Source organism: Amycolatopsis sp. NBC_01488, from assembly GCF_036227105.1.
In the GTDB taxonomy this organism is placed as follows: Bacteria; Actinomycetota; Actinomycetes; order Mycobacteriales; family Pseudonocardiaceae; genus Amycolatopsis.
The window spans coordinates 1,133,704-1,146,098 of the sequence record NZ_CP109434.1; the positions used below are offsets into that span (position 1 = coordinate 1,133,704).

The window sequence follows — 12,395 nt, forward strand, 5'->3', positions numbered from 1 at the left end:
TCGGTCCTCCTCGAAAGTCCGTTGCCGCGATGGTGCCACGCACCACCGACAGTTCAGCCGCGCGGAGCGTGCCGCGGCGCCGGCTTGATGAAGGCGTACGCCCCGCCGGCGGCGAACAGCACCGCGCGCACCACCAGCTGGACGCGCGTGCAGACGCCCTCGAAGGTGCCCAGCTGCCGGGCGAGGACGACGGCCAGCCAGGTCGCCAGCACCAGGACGAGCCCGGCGACGGCGAGCGCGCGCCAGCCCGGCGGCCACCACAGCACGAGGCTGATCACGCCGATCGTCAGTACGACGCTGAGCAGCGACGAGATCCAGCCGCTGCTGGCCGGGTAGGCGGCCTGGGCCAGCACGACGACGCCGAACGCGCTCACCGAGATCGAGCTGAGCCGCGCCGTCCACTGGACCGGGCCGAGCCGGTGCAGCGGCGGCCCGGCGAGCAGGAACGCCACCCCCGAGATCGCGAGCAGGATCCGGAACACCGGCGGGCCGCCGAGCAGCGCCTCGGCCGGGTCGCGGACCGGCGACACGCCCGTGGGCAGGAAGAATTCCAGCAGCCAGCCCGAATACGCCAGCACGGCGACTCCCATGAGGAGGGCCGAGGCGATTCGAGCCGTGCGCACGAGGCACACATTAAGCGACCCCCGGCGCCTCGGCCGCATCACCGTGATCAGGTCGACCGAGTCGTTATGCCTGCGGACGGACGAAGGGGAACAGCACCGTCTGGCGGATCGAGGCTCCGGTGAGCATCATGAGCAGCCGGTCCACGCCGAGGCCGAGCCCGCCGGTCGGCGGCATCCCGTGCTCCAGGGCCAGCAGGAAGTCGTCGTCCAGCTCCATCGCTTCGACGTCGCCGCTGGCCGCCCGCAGCGACTGCGCCTCCAGCCGCCGCCGCTGCTCGATCGGGTCGGTCAGCTCGGTGTAGGCGGTGCCGACCTCGGACCCGAACGCGATCAGGTCCCAGCGCTCGGCCAGCCGGGGGTCCGCGCGGTGCTGGCGGGTGAGCGGCGAGACGTCGGTCGGGTAGTCCGTGTAGAAGGTCGGCAGCACGGTCGCGCCCTCGACGAGGTGCTCGAACGCCTTGAGCACGAGGTCGCCGTGGCTCGGGTCCTCTCCCACCGGCACGCCCGACGCGAGGCACAACCGCCGCAGGTCGGCCACGGACGTCCCCGAGTCGACCTGCTCGCCGAAGGCCGCCGAGACGGCGTCGTGCACCGTGATCACCGGCCAGTCGCCGGAGATGTCGTATTCGACGACCTTGCCGTCCGCGTCGGGCCGGCGCACGACCTGGGCGCCGTACGCCGCTTCGGCCGCGTGCTGAACCAGCTCGCGGGTCAGCGTCCGCATCGTGTCGTAGTCCGCGTACGCCTGGTACGCCTCGAGCATCGTGAATTCGGGGTTGTGCGTCGCGTCGACGCCTTCGTTGCGGAAGTTCCGGTTCAGCTCGAAGACGCGCTCGACGCCGGCCACGCACAGCCGCTTCAGGTACAGCTCGGGCGCGATCCGCAGGTACATCCGCATGTCGTAGGCGTTGATGTGCGTGACGAACGGCCGCGCGTTGGCGCCGCCGTGGACCGTCTGCAGCATCGGCGTCTCGACCTCGAGGTAGTCGGCGTGGTGCAGCCGGTCGCGCACCGCGCGGACCACTGTGGACCGCAGCCGCAGCATGTTCGTCGAGTCCGGGTTGACCGCGAGGTCGAGGTAGCGCTGCCGCACCCGCGTCTCCGGGTCGGTGAGGCCCTTCCGCTTGTCCGGCAACGGGTGCAGGCACTTCGCGGTGACCGTCCACTCGTCGACGAGGACCGAGAGCTCGCCCCGCTTCGACGTCACGACCTGCCCGCTGACGCCGACGTGGTCGCCGAGGTCGACACCGGTCCGCCAGCCCGTGAGGTCGAGCTCGCCGGCTTCGAGCATCAGCTGGATCTCGCCGCTGAAGTCCTTGACGCGCGCGAAGCACAGCCCGCCGAGGTTGCGCATGGCCAGCACGCGCCCGGCGATCCGGACGCGGTGGCCGGTGGTGCTGCCGGGCTGCAGGCCGCCGAACTTCCGGACGACGTCGCCGATGTGGTCGTCGCGGCGAAACCCGACCGGGTACGGGTCGATCCCGGCCTCGCGCAGCTTGGCGAGCTTGGCCATCCGGACGCGGACCTGTTCCGGCCGCCGCGCCGGCTTCGCCGCCGGGACCACCGCGGACTCCTCGATCTCCCGGACGCGCGCGACGAACTCGCCGCCGACCGTCTCCAGCCGCAGCGACCGCGACCGTCCGGTGGGGACGAACCCTTCGAGCGCGCCCGCGACGATGCCGACGCGCGGCAGCCGCCGAGCCGAGGAGTAGCAGAGGAACCTTGGCTCCCACTCCGGCCCGTACTTGGCGTTGGACCGGTACAGCGATTCGAGCTGGAAGAACCGCGACGCGACGCTGAGGATCCCGCGCCAGGCCCGCAGCACCGGGCCGGCGCCGATCCGCTCGCCCTCGGAGAAGACCGCGCGGAACATCGCGAAGTTGAGCGAGATCCGCTGCGCGCCCAGGTGCGGCCCGGCCGCGACGACCTCGGCGATCATGTACTCGTTGAGGCCGTTTTCGGCGTCGCGGTCGCGGCGCATGAGGTCGAGCGAAAGCCCGCGCCTGCCCCACGGCACGAACGACAGCAGGCCGCGCAGGTCGCCGCGGGCGTCGTAGGCCTCGACCATCACGCTGCGGCCGTCGCTCGGGTCGCCGAGCCGGCCCAGCGCCATCGAGAAGCCGCGTTCGGTCTCGGCGCCGCGCCAGGCCTGGGCGCGGGCGAGCAGCTCGGCCATCTCGTCGTCGGGGATCTCGCCGTGGCGGCGGACCCGTGAGGTGTAGCCGGCCCGCTCGATGCGCTTGACGGCCTGGCGCACCGAGCGCCGCTCCGGTCCGGCGAGGCTGAACTCGCGCACGTCGAGCACGGCTTCGTCGCCGATCTCCAGGGCACGCAGCCCGGCGTCGGTATACGTTTTCGCGCCGCGCTCGCTCGCCCCGAGCACGCCCGGCGTCCAGCCGTACGTGCGCGCCTCGTCGAGCCACGCGCGGACGGCGTCCGGCCAGGCTTCCGGGTCGCCGATCGGGTCGGCGCTGGCGACGCTGGTGCCGGCGAGCACGCGGTACGTCACCGCCGCGCGGCCGTTCGGCGAGAAGACGACGCTCTTGTCGCGCCGGGTGGCGAAGTAGCCGAGGGAGTCGTCCTCGCCGTGCTCGGCCAGCAGCCGCCGGACGCGAAGCTCCTCTTCGTCCGTCCGCAGGCGACGGCTGCGTACACCGCGGAAGAGCATGTACAGCGACGCGGTGGCCACCAGGGTCGCGCTGAGGTCGAGGAACACGTCCAGCCAGGCCGGCCCCTCGCCGACGCCGATCCGGCGCAGCTGCAGGTTCTCGCCGGTCGCGTGGTTCACGACCCAGGCGAAGCGCTCCCAGCTGTCGCCGAGGTGCCCGGGGAACGCCTCCGTCAGCGCCCAGCCGACAAGGATGACCGCGGCGAACCCGCCGAAGAGCATGGTCAGGCCGTCGCGCCAGGCGCTCGGCGCGAGCCGGGCGGGAAACGCCCGGCGCAGCGTGAGCAGGAAGACGATCAGCGCGACCGAAAGCACGTCGGCCACGGTGAGGGTCCACAGCTGGACCGGGATGTGCCGGACCTGCTTCGCGCCGAGCGAGAACAGCTCGGGCGACCACAGCAGCGTCGCCTGCAGGGCGAGCGTGTAGATCAGGCCGGCGACCTGGAACAGCACCAGCGTGTACAGCGCCGCCTTCTTGCGGCGGCGCAGCGCGGCGCCCAGCACCACCAACAGGAGCACCATCACCACGCTGGCGCTGGTGGGCACGCTCAGGCTCGAGAACACCATGTCGATGCCGGCGAGCAGGCGCCCGTGCGTGCCGTTGGTGAACAGGAGCAGCACCGAGAACACCGCGGCCAGCTGCACCACGGTCGCGACGATGCCGCCCGCCTTGGCCTTCCAGGCGGGGAGACGCGTACGCGTGCTCGGGAGGTTTCCCATCGTTGCTTTCGTCGCCTTTCGCGGCCGATCGGTCGTCATGCCCTCTTCTTGACGTAAGTGAACCCAGATTGGTTGTCCCCGGACATCAACCTGAAGGCTGACGGCCCCTGGTCCCGCCGCACGACGGTGTGAAGCTGGTCGCACGAGGTTGGGGTGCCACCGGGTGCGTGTCACGCTTTGAGACGCCTCTGCTCCACGACCCGGGGACCTCACCGAGGCCTCGAGGGAAGGACGGTCGACGACGATGTCTGCCAGCGCTGAAGAACCCGCCCCCTACGGCACCGGATCCGCGCCCAAGCCGGCTTCGGGCCGGAAGGTCCGCGTCCACCACCTGCGGGAACTCAAGGAACGCGGCGAGCCGTGGCCCATGCTCACCGCGTACGACATGTACACCGCCGCGCTGTTCGACGAGGCCGGGATCCCCGTGCTGCTCGTCGGCGACTCCGCGGCCAACAACGTCTTCGGCTACGACACGTCGCTGCCGGTGACGGTCGACGAGCTGTTGCCGCTGGTCCGGGCGGTCACCCGGTCGGTCAAGCGGGCCCTCGTGGTCGCCGACCTGCCGTTCGGCTCCTACCAGCTCTCGCCGCAGCAGGCGCTGGAGACGTCGGTGCGGTTCATGAAGGAGGGCCGCGCGCACGCCGTGAAGCTCGAAGGCGGACGGCGGTTCGCCGCGCACGTCGAGGCACTGACGTCGGCAGGCGTGCCGGTGATGGGCCACATCGGGTTCACCCCGCAGAGCGAGCACAACCTCGGCGGCTACCGGGTGCAGGGGCGCGGCGAAGCGGCCGACGTGCTGCTCGCCGACGCGCTGGCGCTGCAGGAGGCCGGGGCGTTCGCGGTGGTGATGGAGATGGTGCCCGCCGAAGCGGCGAAGCGCGTCACGGCGGAGCTGAAGATCCCGACGGTCGGCATCGGCGCCGGCCCGGACTGCGACGCGCAGGTGCTCGTCTGGCAGGACATGGCCGGGCTGCGCCGCGGCAAGGCACCGCGGTTCGTCAAGCGCTACGCCGACGTCGCGACGGTGCTGCAGAACGCGGCGACGGCCTTCGCGGAGGACGTCCGGCGCGGCGAGTTCCCGGCGCCCGAGCACGCGTTCCACGACTGAGCCGGTCACCGGCGCTTGAACCGATCCGCGAGCGCCGGGTCGTTCTCCCACCACAGCCCCGACGTCGATGCGGCGCCCGAAGCGGCTTCTTCGTCCAACTGGACGTCGATCTGCTTCGCGCGCCGCTCGTCGTCGCGGGCCCACCGGACGAACAGCGCGACCACGAACGGCAGGCCGGCGATGTCGCCGCCGATCCACAGCACGCCCGCGCCGATGATCTGGTCGGTGCGGGGATCGGGCCCCCACCCCGGGTGCGCGGCCGCGTAGTGCGCCGGCGCGAGCAGCGGGCCGAGCCAGAGGACGAGGCCGAGCGCGCCGTCGAAGACGACCTCGGTGAAGGCGATCCACACCGACACCAGGTGCGGGTCCGTGCGCGGGGTCGGATCGAGGCCAAGGCGCGTCCAGAAGTACGTGAAGCCGGCCAGCACGAGCGTGAGCCGGACCAGGCCGTCGACGGCCGGCGAGCGCAGCGTGAGGTCGTAGAGCGGGGTCAGGTAGAGCACCAGCACCGGCACGACCAAGGTGAGCGTGACGACCGGCGGGAACGTCAGCGCGCGGGCGAGCGGGCCGCGGCCGTGCTCGCGCAGCCACCGGGCCGGGACGGTGTCGAGCAGGAGGCGGATCGGCGAGCCCAGGGCCAGCAGCAGCGGCGTGACCATCAGCAGCGTGACGGTCTGGACCGCGCGGACCCAGAACAGCGTCGTGTCGTAGACGGCCAGTGCCGAGCAGGTGACGAGCACGATCGTCGCGAGGCCGGCGAGGAACGCCACCGTGCGGCCCGGCGGCCAGTCGCGACGGCGGGCCGCGCGGACGTAGAGCACGCCCAGTACGAGCACGAGCAGGACCGCCGGGACGTCGAACGTCCAGGCGGTCAGGAGGCGGTCCGCCGTCAGCGGCACGTCACACCGCGAAGAAGATCAGGCTGCCGATTCCGGCGACCACGCAGTAAATGGCGAACGGGGTCAGCGTGCGCGTCTCGAAGTAACCCGTGAGGAACCGGACAGAAATGTACGAAGCGACCCCGGCGATGACGCTGCCGACCAGCGCCGGGCCGAGCGAAGCGTGGTTCTCCGGGGCGAACAGCGTCGGCATCTTCAGCACGCCCGCGGCGAGGATGACCGGCGTGGCCAGCAGGAACGCGAAGCGTGCGGCGTCCTCGTGGCCGAGCCCGCGGCGCAGCCCGGCGACCATCGTGATGCCCGAGCGGCTGATGCCCGGCAGCAGCGCGAGGATCTGCGCGGCGCCGATCAGCACCGCCTCGCCGACCCGCAGCTTCGCCAGCCGGACGTCGGTCGCCTCCTCGACGGTGACCGCCCGCATGACCAGGGTCTCCTCGGCGGAGAAGTCCACTGTGTCCTCGTTCGGCCCGGCCGGCTTCCGGGAGAACTTCTCGGCCGCGTAGAGGACGCCGCCGTTGAGCGCGAGGAAGATGGCCGACGGCACCGGCTTGCCGAGGAAGTCGCGCAGCAGTCCTTCGAGGAGCAGCCCGGCCAGCCCGACCGGGATCGTGGCGAGCACGAGCAGCCACGCGAGCCGCTGGTCGGGGGTGCGGACCTCGCGGTACCGGACCGACGTCCACAGGCCGCGGATGATCCGCACCCAGTCCTTCCGGAAGAACAGCACGAGCGCCAGCGCGGTGGCGACGTGCATCGCGACGAGCACCGCCAGGTACGGCGAATCCTTGCCGATGCTCAGGTCCTGCTGCCACTGCCCGCCGAGCCAGGCGGGCAGCAGGATGCTGTGGCCGAGACTGGACACCGGAAACAATTCCGACACCCCTTGCAAGGCGCCGACGACAATCGCCTCGACATAGGTCACCGCGGACATTCCGAGCCTTCCCGTACCACTTTTCGAAACTCCGACACCGGAACGTACCGGCCCATTCGTTAAGCCCGGGCAAGGGGCACCCGCGTGCTCAGCGTCCTCTCAACGTTTGTTCACATACATGAACTTCAGTCATGTCCTTGACTGGCGTTCGGGCCGTGGCTTAGCGTTTAGCCCGTCACCGCCACGACGAAGATTCGAACCTCGACGAGGAGGACCGGGATGCGGACTCGTGAGCGGGTTCCGGCCGGCACGACCGGAACCACCGCACAGGCCATCGCCGTGCGAACCGAAACCACCTTCGCCGGTACCCGTATCTGGGCGGCGTTCACCGCCCACCCCGGGAAATTCGCGGACGCGGCCCACCGCCGCTGACGCGTCACGGACGGGAGCCCGCTCAGCCCGGCGGCGGGGGCGGGCTCCCACCTTTCTTGGTCGTCGCCCCGGCACTGGCTGATCCCAGGGCGTCGGGGCGACGACCAGGACTCTCCGGCAGAGTGTCGGGCATGGACGAGCTGTACCCGCCGATTCCCCCGCGCGCCGAAGGGTTCCTGGACGTCGGCGACGGCCACCGGATCCGGTGGCAGGAGGCGGGCAACCCGGCCGGGAAGCCGGTCGTGGTCCTCCACGGCGGGCCCGGCAGCGGGATCGCGCCGATGGCCCGGCGGCACTTCGACCCCACGGCCTACCGGATCGTCCTGTTCGACCAGCGCGGCTCGGGCCAGTCGACGCCGGGAGCGGACGACCTGGGCGCGAACACCCTGTGGCACCTGGTTTCCGACATGGAGAAGCTGCGCGAACGGCTCGGCATCGAACGCTGGCAGCTCTTCGGCGGTTCCTGGGGCGCGACCCTCGCACTCGCGTACGCGCAGACGCATCCTTCGCGCGTCAGCGAAATCGTCCTGCGCGGCGTCTTCACCGTGCGGCGGAGCGAACTGGACTGGATCTACCGCGGCGGGGCGGCGAACCTGTTCCCGCGCGAGTGGGAAGCCTTCCTCGCTCCCATCCCGGCTTCCTCGCGAGACGACCCGCTCACCGCGTACAGCGATCTTCTGGCCCATCCGGAGAAGGAGGTCCGGTACCGCGCGGCGGTCGCGTGGAGCACCTGGGAGGGGGCGACGGTTTCCGTGCAGCCGCAGGAAGCCTTCCTCCGCCAGTACGCGGAACCGGCGTTCGCGCTGACGTTCGCGCGGCTCGCGGTCCACTACTTCTCGCACGGCGCGTGGCTCGAAGACGGCCAGCTGATCCGCGACGCGGGCAAGCTGGCCGGCATCCCGGGCGTGCTCGTGCAGGGCCGCTACGACACGGTGTGCCCGCCGGTGACGGCTTACGAGTTGCACCGCGCGTGGCCGGGTTCGGAGCTGAAGCTGCTGGAGGGTGCCGGGCACGCGGTGACGGACCCGGGCGTGCTGGCCGCCCTGCGCGCGGCGACGGACTCGTTCCGGCCCTAGAGCCGGCCGCCCGAAGCCGTGTCGCCGGACAGGCGCTGGGCCAGGTACACCGGGACCGTCGAGACGACGATCAAAACCGCCGCGACGACGTTGACGATCGGGGCCTGGTTGGGCCGGAACAGGTTGTCGTAGATCCAGATCGGCAGCGTCTCCATGCCCGTGCCCAGGGTGAACGTCGTCACGATGATCTCGTCGAACGACAGCGCGAACGCCAGCAGGCCGCCGGCCAGCAGCGCCGAGCGCAGCATCGGGAACGTCACCAGCCGGAACGTCGTGAAGCCCGTCGCGCCGAGGTCCATCGACGCCTCCTCCAGGCTGCCGCCCATCCGGCGCAACCGCGCGACCACGTTGTTGAACACCACCACGATGCAGAACGTCGCGTGCGCGATGATCGCCGTCAGCAGGCCGAGGTTGATGCCCAGGATCGTCCGGAACGCGTTGTTCAGCGCGATGCCCGTGACGATCCCCGGCAGCGCGATCGGCAGGATGATCAGCAGCGACACCGGGTTGCGCCCGAAGAACCGGTAGCGCTGCAACGCGAACGCCGCCATCGTGCCGAGCACCAGCGCGATCGCCGTCGCCGCCAGGCCCGCCTGCACGCTCGTCCACAACGCGTGCAACGCGCCTTCGTTCGACCCGGCCCGGCTCCACCATTCGAGCGTGAAGCGGGACGGCGGCCAGCCGAACGTCGTGTCCGCGTTGAACGAGTTGAGCAGCACCACCAGCAGCGGGAAGTAGATCACCGCCAGGCCGAGGCCCAGCGCCGTCCACAACAGCGCCCGAGACGTCCGCACCGAGACTCCTAGAGGTTGTCCAGCGCGCCGGTGCGGCGCACCGCGGCCAGGTAGCCGAGCATGATCACGACCGGCACCGTGGCCACCGTCGCGGCGAACGGGAGGTTGTTGGCCGCGCCGATGTTGTCGTAGACCACGTTGCCGAGCATCTGCGACGTGCCGCCGACGATCTTCACCGCGATGTAGTCGCCCAGGGACAGCGAGAACGTGAAGATCGAGCCCGCCACGATCGCCGGGAACGTCAGCGGCAGGATCACCGAGCGGAACGTCCGGAACGAACGGGCGCCGAGGTCACCGGAAGCGTCCACGAGGGAGTCCGGCAGCCGGTCGAGGCCCGCGTAGATCGGCAGGATCATGTACGGCAGCCACAGGTACGACAGCGTGATGATGGTGGCCGTGACGCCGTAGCCGGGGGAAAGCCAGTTCAGGGCGCCATTGCCCGACAGCATCGAGCGCCACGCGTACGCCTTGACCAGGTAGCTCGCCCACAGCGGCGTCATCACCGCGATCACCAGGATCCGCTGCGCGCGCGGCGACGCGAGCTTGGCCATCGCGAACGCCATCGGGAACGCGATGACGGCGTCGATCACCGTGACCAGTGCCGCGATCCCGACCGTGCGGAAGGTGATCGTGCGGTAGACCGCGTTGCTGAAGAGCGTCTTGAAGTTGTCCAGCGACCAGTCGATGACGACCTGGCCGGTGAACGCGTCGGTGCGCCAGAACGCCGTCACGAACAACGCGGCCAGCGCGCCCAGGTAGGCGAGGCCGAGCCAGAGCAGGGGCGCGGAGAGCAGGAAACCCAGGCGCAGCCGGGGTTTCCGGTAGAAGAAGGCCGATACGGCGGTCATCGCACCTCGCAGGGAAGGTCCGGGAGCGGCGGGCGGAGTGGGGGGACACAGCCCGCCGCTCCCGGAGTTCGGGGGTCAGCCCTTGATCTCGGTCCAGGCCTTCGTCCACTCGCCGTAGTCCTTGCACTTGACGTCCGTGCGGCCGTCGAGGCACTGCGGGATCGGCGTGGTCCAGTAGGCGATCTTCGCCGCGTACGTCGCGTCGCCGGCGTGGTAGGTGTCGCAGAGTGTCTTGTCCGTCATCTCCGCGCACGCCTTCGTGTTCGCCGGCGCCTCGCCGAAGTACTCGGCGACCTGGGCGTTGACCTTCGGGCTGATGATGTAGTCGAGCCACTTGTACGCGCACGTCTTGTGCGCCGACTTCGCCGCGACCATCCAGGTGTCCGACCACCCGGTCGCGCCCTCGCTCGGCACGGCCGACTCCAGCGGCGCGCCCTCGCCCTTGGTCAGGTTGACCGTGACCTGCCAGGCGGTGCCGACAACGGCGTCGGCGTTCTTCAGCGCCTGCGACTCCTTGAGGTAGTCCGACCAGTACTCGGACACGAGCGGCCGCTGCTGCTTGAGCAGGTTGACCGCGGCGGTGAACTGCTTGTCGTCCAGGGCGTACGGGTTCTTGATGCCGAGGTCCGGCTGGTGCGCCATCAGGTACAGCGCGGCGTCGGCGATGTAGATCGGCGAGTCGTAGGCGATCACCTTGCCCTTGTAGGGCGAGTTCGCGTCGAACATCACCGACCACGACGTCGGCGCGGGCGTCACCTTGTCGGTGCGCCAGGTCAGCAGGTTCGCGCCCCAGCCGTGCGGGATGCCGTAGGACACGCCGCCGACGCTGTTCCACGGCTTGTCCTTGAGGAACGGCTGCACGTCGGCGTAGTTCGGCACCAGCGCGGTGTTCACCGGCTCGGCGTCCCCGGAGGCGACCAGCCGCAGCGACGCGTCACCCGAGGCGGAGACGACGTCGTACTGCCCGGTCTTCATCAGCGTCACGGCCTCGTCGGACGTGCCGAACGGCTTGACGTTCACCTTGCAGCCGGTCTGCTGCTCGAACGGCGTGACCCAGTTGACCTTCGGGTCGTTCGAGCCGTTCTCCGCGTACCCCGGCCAGGCCAGCACGTTCAGCTGCCCCTCCGGCTGCCCCAGTGCCTTCAGCGCCTCGAGCTTCGGCGGGGTGAACCCCTGCGCGCCCGGCGGCGCGGCCGAGTTCGAACCGGACGTGCCACATGCAGCCAACAGCAGGCTCGCGCCGAGGATCCCGGCCAGCCGCGTTTTCCTGTTCTTCATGGCAACCCTTTCACTGACCGGGGACCTGAAAGCTGTGCTCATTGCGCCAGCTGAGCCGGACGCGGCCATCCGCGAAGGCGCCCTCGGTGTTCTGCTGGACGACCGAAAGCCGACCCCCGGCGTCGAGCGCGACGGCGTACCGCACGGTCGCACCCGCGTAGACGACGTCGGTGACCGTGCCGGTCGCGCTGGTGTCCCCCGCGGCGGCGGGCTCGGACAGCTCGCCGTCGATGCGGATCTTCTCCGGCCGGATGCTGAACAGCCCCGGCCTGCCGATCACGGACTCGGCACCACGCCCGCCCAGCAGGTTGGACGTGCCGACGAACCCGGCGACGAACGCGCTGGCGGGGCGTTCGTAGACCTCTTCCGGCGGCCCGACCTGCTCGATCTTCCCGTCGTTGAACACCGCGATGCGGTCGCTCATGGTGAGCGCTTCGTCCTGGTCGTGGGTGACGAAGACGAACGTGATGCCGACGTCGCGCTGGATCTGCTTGAGCTCCAGCTGCATCGCCTGCCGCAGCTTGAGGTCCAGCGCGCCGAGCGGCTCGTCGAGCAGCAGCACCTTGGGCCGGTTGACCAGCGCGCGGGCGAGCGCGACGCGCTGGCGCTGGCCGCCGGACAGCTGCGCGGGCCTGCGCGAACCGTAGTCCTCCAGCCGCACGGTCTTCAGCGCCTCGAGGGCCCGCTCCCGGCGCTCGTGCTTCGGGACGCGCTTGACGCGCAGGCCGTACTCGACGTTCTGCTGCACGGACATGTGCGGGAACAGCGCGTAGTCCTGGAACACCGTGTTGACGTCGCGCTCGAACGGCGCGAGCCTGCTGACGTCCCGGCCGTCGAGTTCGATCGTGCCTTCGGTGGGCAGTTCGAAGCCGGCGATCATGCGCAGGACCGTCGTCTTGCCGGAGCCGGACGGCCCGAGCATCGAGAAGAACTCGCCGGGCGGGATGTCGAGGTCGACGCCGTCGACCGCGTGGACGTCCCCGAAGTGCTTGCGCAGCCCGGAAAGCCGGATGGCCGGGCCTGCGGTCTCGCTCGAGCGCCCGGGCTCTTCCCGCGTCTCGGTGGGTGCTTGGTTGGGCAT

10 protein-coding genes are annotated in these 12,395 nt (G+C 70.6%); 2 read left to right on the forward strand and 8 right to left on the reverse strand.

Annotated features, from left to right (window positions below; translation table 11 throughout):
- Positions 1–53: 53 nt before the first annotated feature.
- Positions 54–623, reverse strand: coding sequence for a hypothetical protein (locus OG738_RS05230; protein ID WP_329051667.1), 570 nt, complete (start codon positions 621–623; stop codon positions 54–56).
- A gap of 64 nt (positions 624–687) precedes the next feature.
- Positions 688–4,011 (reverse strand): bifunctional lysylphosphatidylglycerol synthetase/lysine--tRNA ligase LysX, encoded by a 3,324-nt coding sequence (lysX, locus tag OG738_RS05235; protein WP_329056563.1) that lies wholly within the window; start codon positions 4,009–4,011, stop codon positions 688–690.
- Between the two features lie 244 nt (positions 4,012–4,255).
- On the opposite strand from lysX, the gene panB reads away from it, so the two are divergent.
- The gene (gene panB, locus OG738_RS05240) at positions 4,256–5,119 is read left to right on the forward strand and encodes a 3-methyl-2-oxobutanoate hydroxymethyltransferase (protein ID WP_329051669.1); all 864 of its coding nucleotides are present in this window, start codon (positions 4,256–4,258) and stop codon (positions 5,117–5,119) included.
- Between the two features lie 5 nt (positions 5,120–5,124).
- Here the strand turns inward: panB and OG738_RS05245 are convergent, their stop codons facing one another.
- Together OG738_RS05245 and OG738_RS05250 are read right to left on the reverse strand one after the other, a co-directional pair.
- Positions 5,125–6,018, reverse strand: a complete 894-nt coding sequence (locus OG738_RS05245) for a cytochrome c oxidase assembly protein (RefSeq protein WP_329051671.1) — start codon at positions 6,016–6,018, stop codon at positions 5,125–5,127.
- A 1-nt stretch (position 6,019) separates the two neighbouring features.
- Positions 6,020–6,946, reverse strand: coding sequence for an undecaprenyl-diphosphate phosphatase (locus tag OG738_RS05250; protein WP_329051672.1), 927 nt, complete (start codon positions 6,944–6,946; stop codon positions 6,020–6,022).
- 503 nt (positions 6,947–7,449) lie between these two features.
- On the opposite strand from OG738_RS05250, the gene pip reads away from it, so the two are divergent.
- The gene (pip, locus tag OG738_RS05255; protein ID WP_329051673.1) at positions 7,450–8,394 is read left to right on the forward strand and encodes a prolyl aminopeptidase; all 945 of its coding nucleotides are present in this window, start codon (positions 7,450–7,452) and stop codon (positions 8,392–8,394) included.
- Here pip and OG738_RS05260 read toward each other — a convergent pair.
- The 4 genes from OG738_RS05260 to OG738_RS05275 form a co-directional block, all read right to left on the reverse strand.
- On the reverse strand, positions 8,391–9,188 hold the full coding sequence (locus OG738_RS05260) for an ABC transporter permease (RefSeq protein WP_329051674.1): 798 nt from the start codon (positions 9,186–9,188) through the stop codon (positions 8,391–8,393). The genes pip and OG738_RS05260 overlap by 4 nt on opposite strands.
- Before the next feature lie 8 nt (positions 9,189–9,196).
- A complete protein-coding gene (locus tag OG738_RS05265) occupies positions 9,197–10,036 on the reverse strand; it encodes an ABC transporter permease (protein ID WP_329051675.1) in 840 nt (279 codons plus the stop codon).
- A gap of 75 nt (positions 10,037–10,111) precedes the next feature.
- The gene (locus OG738_RS05270; protein ID WP_329051677.1) at positions 10,112–11,314 is read right to left on the reverse strand and encodes an ABC transporter substrate-binding protein; all 1,203 of its coding nucleotides are present in this window, start codon (positions 11,312–11,314) and stop codon (positions 10,112–10,114) included.
- A 10-nt stretch (positions 11,315–11,324) separates the two neighbouring features.
- Positions 11,325–12,395, reverse strand: a complete 1,071-nt coding sequence (locus OG738_RS05275) for an ABC transporter ATP-binding protein (protein WP_329051678.1) — start codon at positions 12,393–12,395, stop codon at positions 11,325–11,327.